This is a genomic window from Streptomyces sp. NPDC001914 (assembly GCF_042891215.1).
Classification (GTDB): Bacteria; Actinomycetota; Actinomycetes; order Streptomycetales; family Streptomycetaceae; genus Streptomyces.
The window spans coordinates 998,575-1,017,719 of record NZ_JBIASW010000001.1 but is presented as its reverse complement, the minus strand read 5'-3'; the positions used below and the strand labels follow the sequence as shown (position 1 = coordinate 1,017,719).

17 protein-coding genes are annotated in these 19,145 nt (G+C 72.3%); 6 read left to right on the top strand and 11 right to left on the bottom strand.

Annotated features, from left to right (window positions below):
• The first annotated feature begins 481 nt into the window (after positions 1–481).
• Positions 482–3,148, top strand: a complete 2,667-nt coding sequence (locus tag ACFYYF_RS04740) for an ATP-binding protein (protein WP_388771389.1) — start codon at positions 482–484, stop codon at positions 3,146–3,148.
• Positions 3,149–3,254: 106 nt separating this feature from the next.
• Here the strand turns inward: ACFYYF_RS04740 and pcaD are convergent, their stop codons facing one another.
• The 7 genes from pcaD to ACFYYF_RS04705 are packed head-to-tail and all read right to left on the bottom strand — an operon-like array spanning position 3,255 to position 9,727.
• Complete coding sequence (pcaD, locus tag ACFYYF_RS04735) at positions 3,255–4,409, bottom strand: 3-oxoadipate enol-lactonase (protein ID WP_388771387.1); 1,155 nt, start codon at positions 4,407–4,409, stop codon at positions 3,255–3,257.
• Entirely contained in the window at positions 4,406–5,755 is a 1,350-nt protein-coding gene (pcaB, locus tag ACFYYF_RS04730) for a 3-carboxy-cis,cis-muconate cycloisomerase (RefSeq protein ID WP_388771384.1), read from the bottom strand. Before pcaB ends, pcaD begins: the two co-directional genes overlap by 4 nt.
• Complete coding sequence (gene pcaG, locus ACFYYF_RS04725; protein ID WP_388771381.1) at positions 5,752–6,321, bottom strand: protocatechuate 3,4-dioxygenase subunit alpha; 570 nt, start codon at positions 6,319–6,321, stop codon at positions 5,752–5,754. The genes pcaB and pcaG overlap by 4 nt, the downstream gene beginning before the upstream one ends.
• The gene (gene pcaH, locus ACFYYF_RS04720) at positions 6,318–7,088 is read right to left on the bottom strand and encodes a protocatechuate 3,4-dioxygenase subunit beta (RefSeq protein WP_388771378.1); all 771 of its coding nucleotides are present in this window, start codon (positions 7,086–7,088) and stop codon (positions 6,318–6,320) included. Before pcaH ends, pcaG begins: the two co-directional genes overlap by 4 nt.
• Before the next feature lie 10 nt (positions 7,089–7,098).
• Positions 7,099–8,301 carry a thiolase family protein gene (locus tag ACFYYF_RS04715; RefSeq protein WP_388771376.1) on the bottom strand — a complete coding sequence of 401 codons (1,203 nt, stop codon included), beginning with the start codon at positions 8,299–8,301 and terminating at the stop codon, positions 7,099–7,101.
• Positions 8,298–8,945 (bottom strand): CoA transferase subunit B, encoded by a 648-nt coding sequence (locus tag ACFYYF_RS04710; RefSeq protein ID WP_361687187.1) that lies wholly within the window; start codon positions 8,943–8,945, stop codon positions 8,298–8,300. The genes ACFYYF_RS04715 and ACFYYF_RS04710 overlap by 4 nt, the downstream gene beginning before the upstream one ends.
• On the bottom strand, positions 8,945–9,727 hold the full coding sequence (locus ACFYYF_RS04705; protein ID WP_365485592.1) for a CoA transferase subunit A: 783 nt from the start codon (positions 9,725–9,727) through the stop codon (positions 8,945–8,947). The genes ACFYYF_RS04710 and ACFYYF_RS04705 overlap by 1 nt, the downstream gene beginning before the upstream one ends.
• Positions 9,728–9,957: 230 nt before the next feature.
• Here ACFYYF_RS04705 and ACFYYF_RS04700 point away from each other — a divergent pair, with 230 nt between their 5' ends.
• Positions 9,958–10,422, top strand: a complete 465-nt coding sequence (locus tag ACFYYF_RS04700; protein WP_388771374.1) for a MarR family winged helix-turn-helix transcriptional regulator — start codon at positions 9,958–9,960, stop codon at positions 10,420–10,422.
• Between the two features lie 8 nt (positions 10,423–10,430).
• Here the strand turns inward: ACFYYF_RS04700 and ACFYYF_RS04695 are convergent, their stop codons facing one another.
• The 3 genes from ACFYYF_RS04695 to ACFYYF_RS04685 all read right to left on the bottom strand — a co-directional run bounded on the left by ACFYYF_RS04695 (position 10,431) and on the right by ACFYYF_RS04685 (position 14,310).
• Positions 10,431–11,420 (bottom strand): DUF3048 domain-containing protein, encoded by a 990-nt coding sequence (locus ACFYYF_RS04695; RefSeq protein WP_388771586.1) that lies wholly within the window; start codon positions 11,418–11,420, stop codon positions 10,431–10,433.
• A 167-nt stretch (positions 11,421–11,587) separates the two neighbouring features.
• Entirely contained in the window at positions 11,588–12,676 is a 1,089-nt protein-coding gene (locus tag ACFYYF_RS04690; RefSeq protein ID WP_388771371.1) for an ATP-dependent DNA ligase, read from the bottom strand.
• Positions 12,677–12,807: 131 nt separating this feature from the next.
• Positions 12,808–14,310, bottom strand: coding sequence for an LVIVD repeat-containing protein (locus tag ACFYYF_RS04685; protein WP_388771369.1), 1,503 nt, complete (start codon positions 14,308–14,310; stop codon positions 12,808–12,810).
• Positions 14,311–14,487: 177 nt separating this feature from the next.
• On the opposite strand from ACFYYF_RS04685, the gene ACFYYF_RS04680 reads away from it, so the two are divergent.
• From ACFYYF_RS04680 to ACFYYF_RS04670, 3 genes are all read left to right on the top strand, one after another.
• Complete coding sequence (locus ACFYYF_RS04680; RefSeq protein ID WP_388771367.1) at positions 14,488–15,132, top strand: DUF305 domain-containing protein; 645 nt, start codon at positions 14,488–14,490, stop codon at positions 15,130–15,132.
• 323 nt (positions 15,133–15,455) lie between these two features.
• Positions 15,456–16,487, top strand: coding sequence for a non-homologous end-joining DNA ligase (ligD, locus tag ACFYYF_RS04675; protein WP_388771364.1), 1,032 nt, complete (start codon positions 15,456–15,458; stop codon positions 16,485–16,487).
• 125 nt (positions 16,488–16,612) lie between these two features.
• Positions 16,613–17,650 (top strand): LacI family DNA-binding transcriptional regulator, encoded by a 1,038-nt coding sequence (locus ACFYYF_RS04670; protein WP_388771361.1) that lies wholly within the window; start codon positions 16,613–16,615, stop codon positions 17,648–17,650.
• Between the two features lie 51 nt (positions 17,651–17,701).
• On the opposite strand, the gene ACFYYF_RS04665 is transcribed toward ACFYYF_RS04670, so the two are convergent.
• Complete coding sequence (locus tag ACFYYF_RS04665; protein WP_388771359.1) at positions 17,702–18,493, bottom strand: VOC family protein; 792 nt, start codon at positions 18,491–18,493, stop codon at positions 17,702–17,704.
• A 270-nt stretch (positions 18,494–18,763) separates the two neighbouring features.
• On the opposite strand from ACFYYF_RS04665, the gene ACFYYF_RS04660 reads away from it, so the two are divergent.
• The gene (locus tag ACFYYF_RS04660; protein WP_355768218.1) at positions 18,764–19,009 is read left to right on the top strand and encodes a WhiB family transcriptional regulator; all 246 of its coding nucleotides are present in this window, start codon (positions 18,764–18,766) and stop codon (positions 19,007–19,009) included.
• Positions 19,010–19,145 lie beyond the last annotated feature (136 nt).

Here is a 19,145-nt window from a genome sequence, read left to right as displayed (position 1 = left end):
GCCGGATGCATGCGAACGGATGAAGAACGCCTGTGCCCGGCGCGTGCCCGCTCCCCTCCCGCCCGGGCCGGCCGCCGTGCCGCGGGGATCGGGACGCCGGAGCCCCGGACGCCGGGCGCGAAGCGCTCGGCCGGGCGCCCGCGGCACCCGTGGGCGCTGCTTCGCGAGGGCGCGGAAAAGGGAGGGCGCGCAGGTCACGGTCGCGCGCGGGGGCGCCTGTGCCGGTCCTCCTTCGAGAGGTGTGGGGCGGCACGGAACGCGCCCCCGTGTGGTGTGCGAAGGAGGAAAATTACCTTCATTTTCCCAATGATTGACTGTCCGTCACTTCCCTTCGGGGCCACGGCGTGCGCGGCGGCGTCGCCTCCGCGAGTCCGCTGTCACCCGTCCCGGCAACTGGTCCCGGGTCCCGCCTCCGTCCCGGCTTCCAGGGGGCTAGGCTCGTTGCAGTTACGTCGTTCGGGCGACCTGGGGAGGTAACGGGATGACGGAGGTACGACCCGGAGCGGTCGCCTCGGCTTCCCTGTGGGAGCGCGACGAGGAGGTCGCCACTCTCGAGGAGGCGGTCACCGCGCTGCGCGCGGAATCCGCGACCTCGGGCACCCTGCTGGTGCTCAGCGGAGAGGCGGGTCTCGGCAAGACCGCCCTCCTCGCCGAGGTGCGCAGGATCGCCGAGGGCAAGGGCTGTGCCGTGTGGTCGGCGCGCGGCGGCGAGACCGTCACGTCCGTCCCCTTCAACGTCGTACGGCAGTTGCTCCAGCCGGCGCTCGTCTCGCTGCTCCCGGAGGAGGCGCGTGAATACCTGGGGGACTGGTACGACATCGCCGGACCCGCCCTCGGCATAGCCGAACCCGGTGACCGGCAGCCCGACCCGCAGGGCGTGTGCGACGGTCTGGTCGCCGCGGTCCGCCGTCTCGCGAAGCGGGACTGGCCGCTCGTGCTGCTCATCGACGACGCGCACTGGGCCGATCAGGAGACCCTGCGCTGGCTCGCCGCGTTCGCCGAGCGCCTGGACGACCTGTCCGTCCTCGTCGTGGTGGCCCGCAGGCCCGGCGGGGTCACGGGCGAGAGCGCCCGGCTGCTCGACGCGGTGGCCGCCGCGGGCCGTACGGTCGCCACCCTGACCACGCTGACCCCGGCCGCCACCGAGGGACTGACCCGCGCCACCCTCGGCGAGCACGCCGACGCGCCCTTCTGCCGCGAGGTGTGGGCGGTCACCGGCGGCAACCCGTACGAGACCGTCGAACTGCTCGCCAAGGTCCAGGACAGCGAACTGGATCCGGTCGAGGGCTCGGCCGCCGAACTGCGCGACCTCAACCGCTCGGCCCGCGGCCGCGGACTGGTCGCCCGCCTCGAAGGCCTGGGGATCGACGCCACCCGGTTCGCCTGGGCGGCCGCCATCCTCGGCACCGGGATCTCCCTCGACCTCGCCGCCCAACTCGCCGGAATGCCGGACGAGGAGGCCTCCCGCTGCGCCGAACTGCTCGGCGCCGCGCGCATCTTGACGGCGGTCGGATCCACCAACGGCCACCGGACCGACGGCGAGCTGGAGTTCGTCCACCCGCTGATCGCGACAGCGGTCTACCGCTCGATCCCGGACGCCCTGCGCACGGCGATGCACGGTCAGGCGGCCTGGGCGGTCACCGAGTCCGGACGCGGAGCGGCGGCGGCCTCCCGCCATCTCCTCGAAGTGCATCCGGACGACGATCCCGAACTCGTCGAGCAGATGCGCGAGGCCGCCCGGGAGCACCTCGCCGTCGGCGCCCCGGACGCCGCCCGGCGCTGCCTGGAACGGGCGCTGAAGGAGCCGCCTCTGCCCGAGGTGCACGCGCGGGTGCTCTACGAACTGGGCTGCGCCACGCTCCTGACCGCGCCCGCCACGACCATCGGCCATCTGCGGGCCGCGCTGGAGCGGCCCGGACTCGAGGACACCGAGCGGGTCGACGCCGTCTTCCGGCTCTCCCAGGCACTGCTCCACAACAACCAGCTGGACGAAGCCGTCCGCACGGTCGACGCCGAGGCCGAACGGCTGGAACCGGGGCCCGCCCGGATGCGGCTCCAGGCCGTGCACTACATGTGGGAGGGCATCCACGCGGGCGAGGAGCGCGCCGGGCACTCCAGCGGACTCGCCGAACTCGTCACGACCTGCACGGGCCGCGACAACTCCGAGCGCGCGCTGCTCATACTGCGCGGCTTCGACGCGATGACCCGCGGCGAGAACGCCGAGGAGGTCGTGGAACTCTGCGACCGCGCCCTCGTCAACGGCCGCCTCGCACCCGGACTCGCCTGGACCGACACCGAGTGGGGCGTCGAACTGCTGCTCATGCTGGGCAGCGCGTACGCCTACACGGACCGGCTGGACCGGGCCGAGAGCCTGTTCAGCGAGGCCCTGCACGCCTATGTGAAGGCGGGCTGGAGCGGTGGTCATCTCTCCCTGGCCAACGCCTACCTCGGCCTCGCCCACCGTAGGCGGGGCCGTCTCGCCGACGCGGAGCACTACCAGCGCGAATCGCTGCGCCTCGCGGAGCGGGTAGGACGCGGGCTGCCGCTGTACTGGTCGGCGACCTGCGGGCTCATCGACACCCTGCTGGCCCGCGGACACGTCGACGAGGCGGCGGAGATCGCCGAGCGCTACGGCTTCGCGCCTCCGTACCCCGCCACGATCGTCCTTCCCGACACCCGCTCGGTGCGCGGCCGGCTGCTGCTCGCCGTCGGCCGCACCAAGGAGGGCGTCAACGAACTGGAGGCGGCGGAGAAGGCGGCCGCCGCCCGCGGCCACCACAACACGGTGCTGGCGCCCTGGGCCGTCGACCTCGCGCGGGCACTCGCCAACGAGGACCCGTCGCGCGCCGCCTCCCTGGCCGCTGACGCCCGCCGCCAGGCCGAGCGGTTCGGCACCGACACGGCGATCGGCGAAGCCCTGCGGTGCGCCGCAGCCCTCGAAACCGGTCAGCGCGCTGTCCGGCTGGCGGCCCAGGCGGTCACCTACCTGGAAGCCTCTCCCTGCCAGTACGAACACGCGGCGGCCCGCATCGAGTACGGCATCGCGTCCCGCTCGGTGATGGAACTGAACAAGGGCCTGACCCTGGCCCGCGCGTGCGGGGCCGACGGTCTGACGGCGAAGGCGCAGGCGGCTCTGGCGGGCCTCTAGCGAGCCGCGGCCGCCGCCCACCCAGCCGCCGTCCACCCGGCGGCCGTCCACCCGGCGGCCGTCCACCCGGCGGCCGCCCACCCGGCCGCCGCGCACGCGGCCGGGGTCAGTCCGGGGTGCCCGGCGGGGAGGCGCCGTCCTCCGCGTCGGGCTCCGCCAGGACCCGCTGGGCCACCGCGAAGGCCGCGTTGGCGGCCGGGACACCGCAGTAGACCGCCGTCTGCAGCAGCACCGCGCCGATCTCCTCCGGTGTGAGCCCGTTGCGCCGTGCCGCGCGGACGTGCATCGCCAGCTCGTCGTGGTGGCCGTGGGCCACCAGCGCGGTCAGCGTGATCATGCTGCGCTCGCGGCGGCTCAGTGTCGTGTCGGTCCAGATCTCGCCCCAGGCGTAGCGCGCGATGAAGTCCTGGAACCGGGCCGTGAACGGGGTCTGGCGGGCCTGCGCGCGGTCCACGTGCTCGTCGCCGAGAACCTGGCGGCGTACCTCCATGCCGCGCCGGGCGCCCCCCGCCGAGAAGTGCGCGCGCAGAGCCGTCAGCACGGCCTCCGGGCACTGGGCGGGCGCCAGATGCGAGGCGCCCGGGATCTCCACGAGCGTCGCGCCCGGCACCGCGTCCGCGATCTCCCGCAGATGCGCCGGCGGTGTCGCCGGATCCTCGCGCCCGGCGATCAGCAGCGTCGGTACGGTGATCGACGCCAGCTCCTCGCGGATGTCGAACGCGGCGAGGGCGTCGCAACAGGCCGCGTACGCCTCCGGGTCCGCCTCACGGTGGTCCCGGACCAGTTCCGGAACGGTGAAACCGGCGGTGAACCAGCGGGCGTCGGCGGTCGCGGCGACGGGCCCGAGACCTTCGCGGCGCACCAGCTCGGCGCGTTCCTCCCACGGCTTCGCCCCGTTGAAGTGGGCAGAGGAGCAGATGACGGCGAGGGACGAGAGCCGGTCGGGGTGGTGGACCGCCAGATGCAGGCCCACCGCGCCGCCCAGCGACACACCGGCGTACGCGAAACGCCCGATGCCCAGGGAGTCGGCCAGCTCCAGCACGAGCGCCGCCAGGTCGGCGACCGTCGCGCCCGGCCCGATCGGCGCGGAGGGAGCGCCGCCGTGCCCGGGCAGGTTCCAGCGCACCACCCGGTGGGCGGCGGACAGTTCGGGCGCGACCCCGTCCCACAGGGCGTACGAGGTCCCGAGCGAGGGCCCGAGGAGCAGCGGGGGAGCGGTCGGGGAGCCCTCGGCGCGGTGGGTGAGCAGGTTCGCGGTCAACGTCGCTCCAGAGCACGGTCGGTGAGGACTCCGGCGGAGCCCGTGTAGCGGGTCGGATCGGCCAGGTCGGCGAGATCGACACCCGGGAGGTCCTTCAGAGCGGGGTCCTCGCCGAGCACGTCCGCGAGGGGCCGCCGCTCACCGGCGGCCCGTTCGGCGGCCCGCTTCAGCACGTCCCTGGCGCGCGCCCGGCCCAGTACCGGGGCGAGTTCGGCGGCCAGCCGTTCGGAGACGATCAACCCATGGGTGAGGCCCAGGTGTTCGCGCATGGCGTCGGCGTCGACCCCTAGGTTCTCGGTCAGTTCGGCCGTGTCGCGGGCCGCTCCGCCGGTCAGCCGCAGCAGGTCGCGCAGGGGTTCCCACTCGGCGTGCCAGGCTCCGGCCGGCCGTTCGTCCTCGGCCGCCAGCGAGCCGTACAGGGTGGCCGCGAGCTGCGGAGCCCGCCGGGCGGCGGCGGCCACGAGGGTGGCCCGGACCGGGTTCGCCTTGTGCGGCATCGCGGACGAGCCGCCGCCCGACCCCTCGGCCAGTTCGGCGATCTCCGTCCGCGAGAGGGTGAGCACGTCGACGGCCGTCTTGCCGAGCGCGCCGGCCGTGAACGCCAGGGCGCCGGCCAGGTCCGCGATCGGGGTGCGCAGGGTGTGCCAGGGCAACTCCGGCTCGGCGAGGCCGAGTTCGCGGGCGTAGGCGGCGGTCAGGGCGCGGGTGTCGTCCGCGCCGAAGGCGGTGAAGGCGGCCAGGGTACCCGCCGCTCCGCCCAGTTGGGCGGGCAGCGAGGTCCGTACGGCGTGCAGCCGGTCCCGGGCGTCGAGCACGAGGGACCGCCATCCCGCCGCCTTCAGCCCGAAGGTCGTCGGCACCGCGTGCTGGGTGAGCGTGCGGCCGGGCAGGACGGTGTCCCGGTGCCGCGCCGCGAGCCGGGCGAGGTGGTGCCCGGTCCGTTCCAGGTCGTCCAGGAGCAGGTCGAGGCCGCGGGCCGCGACGAGCATGGTGGCCGAGTCCAGGATGTCCTGGCTCGTCGCGCCCCGGTGGACGTACGGGCCGAACTCGGCGGCGACGGCGGCCGTCAGGTCCGCGACCAGCGGGATCACCGGGTTGCCGCCGGCCCGGGCGCGCAGCGAGATCGAGGCGAGGTCGAAGTCGGCGGTGCCGGCCGCGAGGGTGACCGCCGTCGCGGCCCCGGCCGGGGCCAGCCCCAGGGACGCCTGGGCCCGGGTCAGGGCGGCCTCCGCGTCGAGCAGGGCCCGCAGATAGGCGGTGTCGCTCGTCGCGGCCGACACCGGGGAGCCCGCCCGGCCGGGGGCGAGCAGTCCGGTGTCGGACTCGACGGGTTCGGCAGCAGTCACTGGAACTCCAGGAAGACCGTTTCGCCTTCGCCCTGAAGGCGGATGTCGAAACGGTACGTCCGCAGGGCGCCCCCGGACGCGATCAGCGTGGCGCGCCGCTCGTCGGGGAGCGAGTCGAGCAGCCGGTCCGGGCCGTCGGCCAGATAGGCGCGGGTGAAGAGGTGGTGGGTCAGCCCGCGTGCGAAGACGCACACGCCGATGTAGGGCAGCCCGGGGTTCCCCGGCGGCAGCGTGCGCAGCGCGTAGTGGCCGTCGGCGTCGGTGGCGACCCGGCCGAAGCCGGTGAAGTCGACGCCGTTGCGGCCGAGGAAGCCGCCCGTGGACGGGTCGCGGCGCAGGGAGCCGGGCGCGCCCGTGAGCGAGCCGTCGGGCGCGGCCTGCCAGAAGTCGAGCAGGGCGTCGGGGACGGGCGCGCCCGCCCCGTCGAGCACGTGGCCGTGCAGGGTGATCGTGTCGGGGTGGCCGGGGGGCGCGATGTCGCCGCCGCCCGGGAACGGCAGCGCGTGGCCGTAGAAGGGGCCGATGGTGTGGGCGGGGGTGGGGAGCGGTCGCTCGGCCGTGCTCATCGGCCCTCCTCGATCCAGGTGGCGGAGGGACCGTCGAGGACGATGTCCCACGCGTAGCCCAGGGAGAACTCGGGCCGCGAGAGCTCGTGGTCGTACGCGGCGATCAGCCGGTCGCGGGCGGCCGGGTCCGTCACGGACCGCAGGATCGGGTCGTACGGGAACAGCGGGTCGCCCGGGAAGTACATCTGTGTCACCAGCCGCTGGGTGAACGCGGTGCCGAAGACGGAGAAGTGGATGTGCGCGGGCCGCCACGCATTGGTGTGATTGCCCCAGGGGTACGGTCCCGGCTTGACCGTGGTGAACGTGTACCGCCCCTGATCATCCGTCAGGGTCCGTCCCACGCCGGTGAAGTTGGGGTCGAGCGGGGCCGGGTGCTGCTCGCGCAGATGGGCGTACCGCCCCGCCGCGTTGGCCTGCCATATCTCGATGAGCTGACCGCGCACCGGACGGCCGTCCCGGTCGAGCAGCCGGCCGGAGACGGTGATCCGCTCGCCGATCGGCTCGCCCCGGTGGTGCCGGGTGAGGTCGTTGTCGATCTCGGTGATGTCGGTGACGCCGAAGACCGGGCCCGACAGCTCGACGGTCTCCGGGTCGCCGCCGCCCACCGCGACCGGCGGCTGCTTCGGGTGGCGGAGCCGGGAGCTGCGGTACGGGGGGTAGTCGCGCGCGGGATGGTGCCGCACGGGCGCGCCGCCGGCCACCGCCTTGTCGTAGCCGTCCTGGAGATCCTTGATCTCGGCGTCGATGTCCGACTGGGTGAGAGCCATGGTCGAGTTCCTAGCGTTCGAGGACGAGGGCGAGACCCTGGCCCACGCCGATGCAGAGGGTGGCGACACCGACCCCGCCGCCCCTGCGGGCGAGTTGGTGGGCGACGGTTCCGGCGAGCCGGGCACCGGAGGCGCCCAGCGGGTGCCCGAGAGCGATCGCGCCGCCGCGCGGGTTGAGGATCGCCGGGTCGAACTCGGGCCATTCGGCGAGGCAGCCGAGGACCTGTGCGGCGAAGGCCTCGTTCAGCTCCAGTGTCGACAGATCGTCAAATCTCCTGCCCGCCTTGGCGAGGGCGCGGTTCACGGCCTCCACGGGGGCGAGTCCGAAGTACTGGGGGTCGATCGCGGACACGCCGGTCGCCGACACCCGGGCGAGGGGTTCGCGGCCGGTGGCCCGCAGTCCCTCGGCGTCGGTCAGCAGCAGGGCGGCGGCGCCGTCGTTGAGCGGCGAGGCGTTGGCCGCGGTGACCGTGCCCCCCTCCGTACGGAAGGACGGCTTCAGCCGGGCCATGACGTCGAGGGACGCGTCGGCGCGTACGCATTCGTCGGCGTCGAACACGACCGGGTCGCCCTTGCGCCGGGGCAGCGACAGCGGGGCGATCTCGGCGTCGAACAGGCCCTCCGCCCGGGCCCGGACCGCCTTGCGGTGGCTGCCGAGGGCGAACTCGTCCTGCTGTTCGCGGGTGATCGCGTGCTTGTCGGCGATGAGTTCGGCGGACTCGCCGAGCGGGATGGTCCACTGCGGGTCCATCCGCGGATTGACCATGCGCCAGCCGAGCGTGGTGGAGTACAGCTCGGTGTGCCCGGCGGGGAACGGCCTCTCGCTCTTGGGCAGGACGTAGGGCGCGCGGGTCATCGACTCGACGCCGCCGGCCAGGACGACCGAGGCGTCGCCGACCGCGATGGCGCGGGCCGCCTGGACGACGGCTTCCAGTCCGGAGGCACACAGCCGGTTGACGGTCACGCCCGGCACGGAGGTCGGCAGCCCGGCGAGCAGGGCGGCCATCCGTCCCACGTTGCGGTTCTCCTCGCCCGCGCCGTTGGCGTTGCCGAAGTACACGTCCTCGATCCGCGCCGGGTCCAGGTCCGGTGTGCGGGCCAGGAGTTCGCGGACGGTGTGGGCCGCGAGATCGTCCGGGCGGACGGAGGCCAGCGCACCGCCGTACCTGCCGATCGGGGTCCGGACGGCATCGACGACGTAGACGTCCTTCACGACCGGATCCCTTCCGCGACACGGACCTCGGCGGCGGTCCTCGCCACGACCTCCGCGGTCGTGACGCCCGGCGCGGTCTCCACCAGGAGCAGGCCCTCGTCGGTGACGTCGAGGACGCCCAGGTCGGTGATGATCCGGTTCACACAGGCCTTCCCGGTGAGCGGCAGTTCGCACTCCCGGAGGATCTTGGGCGAGCCGTCCTTGGCGGTGTGCGTCATCACCACGATGACCGTACGGGCCCCGTGGACGAGGTCCATCGCCCCGCCGATGCCGGTGATCATCTTGCCGGGGACGGCCCAGTTGGCGAGGTCGCCGCCGGCCGACACCTGCATCGCGCCCAGCACCGCGACGTCGATGTGACCGCCGCGGATCATCCCGAAGGACAGCGCGGAGTCGAAGTAGGAGGCGCCCGGCAGGACGGTGACGGTCTCCTTGCCGGCGTTGATGAGGTCGGGGTCGACCTGGTCCTCGGCCGGGTAGGGGCCGGTGCCGAGGATGCCGTTCTCCGACTCCAGGATCACCTCCACACCCGGGGGGAGGTGATTGGGGATGAGGGTCGGCAGGCCGATGCCGAGGTTCACGTACTGGCCGTCCGTCAGTTCACGCGCGGCGCGCGCGGCCATCTCTTCCCTGGTCCAGGCCATCACTCGCCCACCGTTCCGTCCGTCGCGGGCGCCGAGACCGTCCGCTTCTCGATCATCTTGGCGTTGGCCTGCTCGGGGGTCAGGGCCACCACGCGCTGCACGAAGATGCCGGGCAGATGCACGGCGTCCGGGTCGATCCCGCCCGGCTCCACGAGCTCCTCGACCTCGGCGATCGTCACCCGGCCGGCCATCGCGGCGAGCGGGTTGAAGTTCCGCGAGGACTTGCCGAAGACGAGGTTGCCGTGCCGGTCGCCCTTGGCGGCCCGTACCAGCGCGAAGTCGGTGCGGATGCCGTGCTCCAGCACGTACTCCGTACCGTCGAACTCGCGCACCTCCTTCGGCGGGGAGGCCAGCGTGACGCCGCCGTGGCCGTCGTACCGCCACGGCAGTCCGCCCTCGGCGACCTGCGTGCCGACTCCGGCGGGTGTGTAGAAGGCGGGGATCCCGGCTCCGCCCGCGCGCAGCCGTTCGGCCAGCGTGCCCTGCGGGATCATCTCGACCTCCAGCTCGCCGGCCAGGTACTGCCGGGCGAACTCCTTGTTCGCGCCGATGTACGAGCCGGTGACACGGGCGATGCGTCCCGCGGCGAGCAGGGTCGCGAGCCCGGAGTCCATCGCCCCGCAGTTGTTGGAGACGACCCCGAGCCCCTGGACGCCCCGCTCGTGGAGAGCCGTGATCAGCACGTTCGGCACGCCGCTGAGGCCGAATCCGCCGACCGCCAGGGTCGCGCCGTCCGGTACATCGGCCACCGCCTCCAGTGCCGTGGCGACCACCTTGTCCATCCGTGAAGCCTCATCTCTCCCGACGGTCCTGCCCTCGAATTAATCAGCGCACTGATTATTTTTTCGAGGTGCTCGACACGCTGCCACCAGGACTTCGGTCCGTCAAGAGTCCAGGTGAATGCGTGATTGTGAAGGAACGGGACGGCCGACGAGGGCGGGACAGCTGTAGGGTTGGGCAGGTATCGTTCAGTGCACCAACGAATTCTTCAGCGGTGACGTCAGGAGCGCACATGGCCGCGGTGGACCTCTCCACCCACCCCGGGCACCTGGCCCGGCGACTTCAGCAGGCGCACTACCTGCTGTGGAACACGATGGTCTCCGAGGAGATCACCTCGCCCCAGTTCGCGGTCCTGAACGCGCTCGTCGCCGAGCCCGGTCTCGACCAGCGCACGGTGGGGGAGCGGGTGGGGCTCGACCGGTCCACGATCGCCGAGGTCGTCAGCCGGCTCGGGCGCCGCGCGCTGCTGGACAAGGTGCGCGACCCGGAGGACGGGCGGCGCTTCCTGCTCCGCCTCACGGACGACGGACTGCGCGTCCACCGCAAACTGACCGTGCGCGTCGCGCGCATGAACCAGGTCTTCCTGGCCCCCCTCTCCGCCGAGGAGCAGAGCCTGTTCTTCGACCTCGTCCAGCGCGTGTCGGAGGCCGCCGAGGGGCTCCGCAACCCCGCGGAACCCCTTCGCGCGCAGCACTGAGGGGCCTTTCACGCCTTGGCCAGGACCACCCACACCTGGCCCGGCGCGAAGTTCATCGGCGCGCCGTCCGGGGTGGTGAACCGGGTGCCGTCGGCCGCCTCGGGGCGCGTCCAGTTCGCGTCGAAGGCGCGGCCGTCGCGGAGCACCTGGGCCGTGCCCGAGCCCACCGACTCCGTGAACGGCGTGTTGTTGCCGAGGAAGTCGTGGTACTTGGACGTGCGCACCTTCACGTACTGGATGACCACCGTCGCCGGCGCCACCGTCCTGCCGTCGGTCGTCACCGTGGGGGTGCCGTCCATGGCCACCAGCCAGCGCCCGCGCTCGGCGGACCAGGTGAAGGTGAAGCGGGCCGACGGGAAGCGGACCGTGCGCGAGGTCTCCGGGGTGCCGCCGGGTGGTGCCGCGCCGAAGTGGAAGCCCGTGGTCAGCGCCGTGTCGCCGGGCGCGGAGTCCATCAGCCGGCGTGGACGCAGATACAGGTTGTGCGGAGCGGCCTTGCCGGAGCCCCGGTACCAGGCGTCGGGCACCTTGCCGGCCGGCTCGGGATCCAGCGGGGCGTCGTTTATCAGCGGCAGCAGCTTGTGCTGGGCACCGGAGAACGCGAGCGTCGGCTCGTGGAACTGTCTCAGCAGTTCGAGATCCGACTCGCGGGCACTGCGTACGGGCCCGACGGCGTCGGGCAGGGTGCTCGCGAAGACCGCCATCAGCCGGCTCAGACCTCCCTCCACCTGCTCGGCGTAGACCACGTCCGCCGCGTCGAGTCCCGTCTGGGGGCGGGCGTCGGGCGCGTTGTCGATCTTCACGGCGAGCACCGGACCGGCGTTCACCGTGCCGGTCGCGCTCTCGCTCTCGCTCGGAGTCCGACTCTGCGTCGGCGACCGCCCGTCGTCGGTGGCCCCGCCCCCCGAGGTGCAGCCCGACACCAGGGAGCCCGTCACCGTGACGGCCAGCAGCGCCGCCGTCCACGCGCCCCGCCGCGTCCGCACCATCTCTCGCATGCTCACCGTGCCACCTGTCCCGTGCCATTGATTTATGCGTTCATCAGTTCATCGGTGGCCGTACCCGATCGTTTCTGATTGCGCGCGGCGACTGAGCCGATCGGCTCAGCGGGACGATCCGTGCAGGTCGGAGGAGGTCGCGGAGGCGGTGGTTCCGTGCCGGTGTGTCAGTTCTGCCCGGTGTGCCCGCTCCGTGGCCCCAGGATCTCCGCCAGGTCGTAGCCGACCGGCTCCTCCAGTTGTCCGTACGTGCAGCTCTCGGCCGTGCGGTCGGGACGCCATCGGCGGAAGCGGGCCGTGTGGCGGAACCGTACGCCGTTCTCCATGTGGTCGTACGCCACCTCGGCCACCCGCTCGGGCCGGACCGGGACCCACGACAGGTCCTTCTTCGCCGACCATCTGCTCGGCGCGCCCGGCAGCCGGGCGCCCTCGTGCGCCGACTCCTGCGCCCAGGCCGCCCACGGATGCCCGGTCACGTCGTCGAGCCGCAACGGCTCCAGTTCCTCCACCAGTTCCGCCCGCCGCTTCATCGTGAACGCGGCGCTCACCCCCACGTGCTGGAGCGTGCCCCCGGTGTCGAACAGACCGAGCAGCAGCGACCCGACGACCGGCCCGCTCTTGTGGAAGCGGTAGCCGGCCACGACGACGTCCGCCGTCCGCTCGTGCTTGATCTTGTACATGGCCCGCGCGTCCGGCAGATACGCCAGCGTGAGGGGCTTCGCCATGACCCCGTCGAGCCCCGCCCCCTCGTACTGCTCGAACCACCGCTCTGCCACCGCGCGGTCCGTGGTCGCGGGCGCCAGGTGCACCGGTGCCGTCACATCGGCCAGCGCCTTCTCCAGCAGCGCGCGCCGGTCGGTCAGCGGCACGTCGAGCAGGGCGGCGTCCGCGAGGGCCAGCAGGTCGAAGGCCACGAAGGACGCGGGGGTCTTCTCGGCCAGCATCCGCACCCGTGAGTCCGCGGGGTGGATCCGCTCCGTGAGCGCGTCGAAGTCGAGCCGCCCGTCCCTGGCGATCACGATCTCCCCGTCCATCACGCAGCGCTTTGGCAACCGCTCCCGCAACGCCTCGACAAGCTCAGGAAAGTACCTGGTCAGCGGCTTGCCGGTGCGACTGCCGATCTCCAGCTCGTCCCCGTCGCGGAACACGATCGCCCGGAAGCCGTCCCACTTCGCCTCGTAGTGCATGTCCGGCGGGATCTTCGCCACGGACTTGGCGAGCATCGGCTTCACGGGTGGCATCACCGGCAGATCCATACTTCGACTGTAAGAGCCGTCCATGGTGTCCGCCTGTTGCGTCTTCCGGTCACGGGGACCCGGCTGTCCTGGGGTTTTGAGCCGGGGGTCCCGCCGGAAGCGGAGGCTTCCGGCGGGACGGCCGAGCGGGGTCAGCCGAAGTAGTCCGGCTGGGTCTGGACGTTCAGCTCGTCCAGCCGCACCCGCTTGGCGGGGTCCGTGCGCCGGTCGCTGATCTTCAGCACGTCGAGGCCCTTGGCTATGTCGTTCGAGTAGATGTGCCCGTTGTAGTAGTACGCCGACCAGGAACCGCCGATGACCAGTTCGGTGGAGGACACCGGCCCGCGCTCGAAGTAGGCGATCTCCTTCGGGTTCGAGGAGTCGGTGAAGTCCCAGACCGAGACGCCGCCCTGGTACCAGGCCTGGACCATCAGGTCCCTGCCCTTGACCGGGATCAGCGAGCCGTTGTGCGCGACGCAGTTCTCGGTGGCCGCCTGGTGGCGGGGGATCTTGTAGTAGCTGCGGAAGACCAGCTTGCGCTTGTCGCCCTTGCCGACGATGTCGTAGATGCCGTCCGCGCCGCGGTCCGGGCCGATCTCGGCGTTGCAGGTGGCCGCGCCGCCGCCCCCCAGCTCGTCGGTGAAGACGACCTTGTCCGCCTTCTGATTGAAGGTCGCCGAGTGCCAGAACGCGAAGTTGACGTTGTCCTGGACCCGGTCGATGACCCTCGGGTTCTCCGGGTCCTCGATGGAGAACAGGATGCCGTCACCCATGCAGGCGCCGGCCGCCAGGTCCTTCCCCGGCAGCACCGTGATGTCGTGGCAGCCGGTCGTCTTGGAGACGCCCGGATTGGTGGGCGAACCCGGGTTGCCGCCCCCGTCCGGGCCCTCGCCCGGGAAGAGCACGGGGAAGTTCACGACCGCCGCCCGCTCGGGGGCCTTACGGGGCACCTTGATGACGGAGATGCCGTCGTGCGGGGGTTGGCAGTCCGGGTAGGAGGCGTTCGGTGAGTACGAGGAGACGTAGACGAAGACGTTCCTGCGCTCCGGCACCAGGGTGTGGGTGTGCGAGCCGCAGGCGGTCTCGACGGCGGCGACGTACCTCGGGTTCCTCTTGTCGCTGATGTCGAAGATCTTCATGCCCTCCCAGGAGGACTTCTCGGTCGCGGGCTGCGTGGTGCTGTTGCAACTGCTGTCGCTGCGCGAGGAGTCGGTGGAGAGGAAGAGCAGGTCGCCGGAGACGGAGATGTCGTTCTGCGAGCCCGGGCAGAGCACCTGCGCGACGGTCTTCGGCGCCGCGGGGTCGGTGATGTCGAAGATGCGGAAGCCGTCGAAGTTTCCGGCGAAGGCGTACCGGCCCTGGAAGGCCAGGTCCGAGTTGATGCCCGGCAGCACGTCCTTGGGGATGTTGGTGAGGTGTTCGATGTTGCCGGAGTGGACGATCTCGTCCTGCCCGGGTATCCCGCCGTCGGCGATCGCCTCGGCCGCCCGGGTCCGCGCCTCCTGCGACACCCGGGTCTCCGCGGCCGGGCCGTCCCCGGGGTCGGGGGTGGCTGCCGCGGGAACGGCCGTCAGGAGTGCCGCGAGGAGTCCGGCACAGGCCGCGACGACACCCAGACGTCTGCGCCGCGTTCGGGGATGGTGTAACAGGGTCACTGCAACCTCCATAGTCGCCGTTCACGGGAGAACGGTTCACGGTCCTCAGCAGTCTCACCTTCATCATGCGCAGATCAAAGACACGTAATGCTTTCGCCATGAATCTCGCCGGTGATCAGTGCGAGGATCCGTGCGTGTCAGTCAGGTTCATCAACTCCCCCGCACCAGGAGGCCGTTGTGTTCGGAAGCCGGGCGTCCCTCACCACCGCGGCCGCGCTGCTCGCGCTCGCCCTCGCCGGCTGTGACGCGGACACCGACCACAGGTCCGGCGCCGGCGGCGGACCTTCGGTGATCGTCCCCGGCGCACCGGGCGAGGAGAACCGCACGCTCTCCGCCGACGAGGCGGCCGCGCAACGCGCCGAGGACGACACCCCCAACAAGGCCGACGTGTCGTACGCCCGGATGATGATCCGGCATCACGCCCAGGCCCTGAAGATGACCGGGCTCGTCCCGGACCGCGCCCGGGCGGGGGACCTCAAACGCCTCGCCCTGCGCATCTCCGCGGCCCAGGGTCCCGAGATCGAGGCCATGCGGGGCTGGCTGAAGACCCACGGCAAGACGGAGACCGGGGACACCGGGGGCCACCAGCACACCGAGATGCCCGGAATGGCGACGGACGCCCAGCTGAAGAAGTTGCGGGCGGCCCGCGGAGCGGACTTCGACGCCCTCTTCCTCACCCTGATGATCACTCACCACGAGGGAGCCATCACCATGGCCACCGACGTCAAGGCGCAGGGCAACAACCTGGGGATCGAGGAGATGGCCGACGACCTGGTGGCCCAGCAGACCAGCGAGATCACCCGCATGCGCGCGATGCGCTAGTGCTCCCTCGTCCGCTGCGGTCGCGGACCGCATGGCCCGGCCGGGAGCGCCGGCCGGCCCGGAGCAGGGCCGCACCGGTCGCCGCCCCCGCCCGGAGCGTCCGCCACTGACCCGCACGACCGGCGCACCGCCCCGGCGCCGCAAGGGAACCCGCTCCCACCCCGTCGTACGGCCCCCACCCCGGACCCCGCACGCCGGTCGGCCGAGCTCGTGCACCCGCGGGTTCCGAGGCGGACGCACCCGCACACGACGCCCGCGCCCCTGCTCGGCGCGGGCGTCCGCCCGGTGTGCGGGCCCCGCGAGCTGCGCCTACCGTGGCTCGCATGGGCGATGCGGTGGAACTCGAAGCAGCCGGCCGGAGCGTTCGTCTGTCCAGCCCGGACAAGATCTTCTTCCCGGAGCGCGGCTTCACGAAGCTGGACCTCGCCCAGTACTACCTCGCCGTCGGCGACGGCATCCTGCGCGCCCTGCGCGACCGCCCCACCACGCTGGAGCGCTACCCGGACGGGGTGACCGGCGAGTCCTTCTTCCAGAAGCGGGCCCCCAAGAACATGCCCGACTGGATCCCGCGGGCCCACATCACCTTCCCCAGCGGCCGCAGCGCCGACGAGATGTGCCCCACCGAGCCCGCCGCCGTGCTGTGGGCCGCGCAGTTCGGCACGCTCACCTTCCATCCGTGGCCCGTCCGCCGCGACGACGTCGACAGCCCCGACGAACTGCGCATCGACCTCGACCCGCAGCCCGGCACGGACTACGCCGACGCGGTGCGCGCCGCCCACGAACTGCGCGAGGTCCTGCACGAGTACGGCGGCCTGCGCGGCTGGCCCAAGACCTCCGGGGGACGCGGGCTGCACGTCTTCGTGCCCATCCAGCCGCGCTGGACGTTCACCCAGGTGCGCCGGGCCGCCATCGCCGTCGGGCGCGAACTCGAACGCCGTATGCCCGATCAGGTCACCACCGCCTGGTGGAAGGAGGAGCGGGGCGAGAAGATCTTCGTCGACTACAACCAGACCGCCCGGGACCGCACCATCGCCTCGGCCTATTCCGTACGGCCCCGCCCGCACGCCCCGGTCTCCGCACCGCTGCGCTGGGACGAGGTGCAGGACGCCAGGCCCCGGGACTTCGATCTGGCGACCATGCCGGGGCGTTTCGCCGAACTCGGCGACGTGCACGCCGACATGGACGACCACGCCTTCTCCCTGGAGGCACTGCTGGAACTCGCCAGCCGCGACGAGCACGACCACGGCCTCGGCGATCTCCCGTACCCGCCCGAGTACCCGAAGATGCCGGGCGAGCCCAAGCGGGTCCAGCCGAGCCGCGCGAAGCACGAGGACGCCGGGCCGTCGGGCACCTGACCCTCCCGGCCGAGCCGCCCCGCGATGGGGCCGGTTCGAGCCGTTCTCGAAGATCGGGGAGCACCTTCACGGAGCGGGCGGTCACGCGGCTATCCTGATCGGCATCCGCCGAGGAGGTGCCCTGAGTGACCGGGACAGCGTCGCGCCCCACGCTGGAGGCCGTGGCCGCGCGGGCCGGGGTCTCCCGGGCCACCGTGTCACGGGTCGTGAACGGTGGGGACGGAGTCCGTGAGCCGCTCGTCGAGCGGGTGCGCCGGGCCGTCGAAGAACTCGGGTACGTTCCGAACCAGGCCGCGCGCAGCCTCGTCACCCGGCGCCACGACGCGGTCGCCGTCGTGATCGCCGAGCCGGAGACCAGGGTCTTCGCCGACCCGTTCTTCGCGCTCCAACTCCGGGGGATCAGCAAGGAACTGACGGCCAACGACTCACAGCTGGTCCTGCTGCTCACGGAGGGCCGGGACGACCACGCCCGCGTCGCCCGCTACCTCGCCGGCGGCCATGTCGACGGCGCGCTCGTGTTCTCCCTGCACCTCGACGACCCGCTGCCGGGTCTCATCCACGGCGCGGGTGTGCCGACCGTGTTCGGCGGTCGGCCCGGCTGGGGCGACGGCGTCCGCGAAGCGGTCTACGTCGACTGCGACAACCGGGGCGGGGCCCGTCAGGCCGTCCGTCATCTGCTCGGGCTCGGGCGGACCCGCATCGCCCACATCACCGGAGCCCTCGACCAGACGTCCGCGGTCGACCGCCTTGACGGTTTCCGGGACGTCATGGCCGACGCCGGTCCCGAGCTCGTCGCGCAGGGCGACTTCACCCCCGCCGGCGGTGAACGCGCGATGCGCGAACTGCTGGAGCGCCGCCCCGACGTCGACGCGGTGTTCGTGGCGAACGACCTGTCGGCCCTCGGCGCCCTGCGCGTGCTGCGTGAGCAGGGACGACGGGTGCCCGAGGACGTGGCCGTGATCGGCTTCGACGACATGCTGCCGATCGCCGAACAGATGGATCCGCCGTTGACGACGGTGCGTCAGGAGATAGAGGAGATGGGCCGGTTGATGGCCCGTCTGCTGATCCGCGGACTGGAGAGCGGTCCGGGCACGGAGCCCCCGGCACCCGATCCCACCGGAGTGGTCCTGCCGACGACGATCGTGCGACGGGCATCGGCCTAGCACCGCCGGTGCCGGTGCCGGTGTCGCGTCGGGTCCCGTGCCCGGGGGGCGTCAGTTCTGTTGCGGTGCGCTCTTGATCACCGCGAAGCGGGCCCCGTACGGATCGGTGAGCTTGGCCATGCGGCCGACGCCCTCCATGTCCGTGGCCGGCATCCGCACCGCACCGCCGAGCTGCTCGGTCCTGGCGACCACGGCGTCCGTGTCGGGAACCTCGATGTACGGCAGCCAGTACGCGCCGGTCTTGGCCTCGACCGGGTCGTCCGCGAGCGGCACCAGGCCGCCGAACATGTCCTCCTCCTCGGTCTCCGCCGGATTGATACAGGTGTAGGTCCCGCCCGGGAACTCGGCCGCCGACGTGTGCCACCCGAAGACGGAGTTGTAGAAGGCGGCGGCCGCCGCGATGTCCGGCGTACAGAGCTCCACCCAGCACAGGGAACCCGGGTCGCCCGCCATTCCCAGGCCCTTGGTACGGCCGGGCTGCCAGATGCCGAAGGTCACGCCCGCCTGATCGGCCAGCATGGCCATGTGCCCCTCGCCCATCACGTCCATCGGCGGCATGAGTACCGTGCCCTTGTGCTGCTCGACCGTCTTGGCGGTGGCTTCGGCGTCCGAGGTCTGGAAGTAGACGTTCCAGGACGGCGGGCCCTGCTCGGGGGTGACCTGCATGCCCCCGGCCACCGTCCTGCCGTCCACCTGGAAGAAGCCGTAGCCACCGGCGTCCGGCCCCGCGGACTGGAACCGCCAGCCGAAGAGGCCGCCGTAGAAGGCGATGGCACCCTCGATGTCGGCCGTGCCGACATCCAGCCAGTTCGGGGAGCCGTTGACGAATCGGGTGGTGAGCATGATTGCCCTCCTTTGAGGGGTCCCGTTGCCTTTGGTGCCGAGTCTTCCACCGCCCACCGACAATCGCCCCGGAGACGCGCAAACCGCCCGCGGGGGCGTCACCCGTCACTCCGGGTGGCCGCAAGTATCCGTATCGTCGCCGCGTTCTCCCGCGCGCCGCCGTGCCAGGGACCGTTCCGCGGGGCCATCATCGAGGCCGCCGGACGCCTTGGTACACCGCGTTGATCCCGCGTTGATCGAACGTTTTTCGCCGCGGGGCACGCTCGTGCCATGTACTCGGTAACCATCACTCCGTCCGACCTCGCCTGGCAGGAGCAGGCGTTGTGCGCGCAGACGGGGGCGGACTTCTTCTTTCCCGAGCCGGGCAGCTCGGTGCGCGAGGCCAAGCGCATCTGCGGCATGTGCGCGATGCGTCCGGCATGCCTCGAATACGCGCTCAGCAACGACGAACGCTTCGGCGTGTGGGGCGGACTCTCCGAGAAGGAGCGTCTGGGCCTGCGGCGCGCCCTGGAGTGACGCGGGGCGTCACGACGGCCAGGGACCGGACCGGCCCGGATCGCCGTGTCCCGTGTGCGGGTGGGGGGCCCGCCGGGGCACGGCGGGCGCGGGCGCACCGGCGGGACCTGAACTCCGCCGGGGCGCCCGCGCCCGT

Bases quoted from the DNA above. Each gene is read 5' to 3' on its own strand.
- pcaG (WP_388771381.1), bottom strand. From the start codon at position 6,321: ATGAGCACGGCCGAGCGACCGCTCCCCACCCCCGCCCACACCATCGGC.
- ACFYYF_RS04705 (WP_365485592.1), bottom strand. From the start codon at position 9,727: ATGGACAAGGTGGTCGCCACGGCACTGGAGGCGGTGGCCGATGTACCG.
- ACFYYF_RS04690 (WP_388771371.1), bottom strand. From the start codon at position 12,676: ATGGATCTGCCGGTGATGCCACCCGTGAAGCCGATGCTCGCCAAGTCC.
- ligD (WP_388771364.1), top strand. From the start codon at position 15,456: ATGGGCGATGCGGTGGAACTCGAAGCAGCCGGCCGGAGCGTTCGTCTG.
- ACFYYF_RS04695 (WP_388771586.1), bottom strand. From the start codon at position 11,420: ATGCGAGAGATGGTGCGGACGCGGCGGGGCGCGTGGACGGCGGCGCTG.
- pcaH (WP_388771378.1), bottom strand. From the start codon at position 7,088: ATGGCTCTCACCCAGTCGGACATCGACGCCGAGATCAAGGATCTCCAG.
- ACFYYF_RS04665 (WP_388771359.1), bottom strand. From the start codon at position 18,493: ATGCTCACCACCCGATTCGTCAACGGCTCCCCGAACTGGCTGGATGTC.
- ACFYYF_RS04660 (WP_355768218.1), top strand. From the start codon at position 18,764: ATGTACTCGGTAACCATCACTCCGTCCGACCTCGCCTGGCAGGAGCAG.
- ACFYYF_RS04710 (WP_361687187.1), bottom strand. From the start codon at position 8,945: ATGGCCTGGACCAGGGAAGAGATGGCCGCGCGCGCCGCGCGTGAACTG.
- ACFYYF_RS04740 (WP_388771389.1), top strand. From the start codon at position 482: ATGACGGAGGTACGACCCGGAGCGGTCGCCTCGGCTTCCCTGTGGGAG.
- ACFYYF_RS04700 (WP_388771374.1), top strand. From the start codon at position 9,958: ATGGCCGCGGTGGACCTCTCCACCCACCCCGGGCACCTGGCCCGGCGA.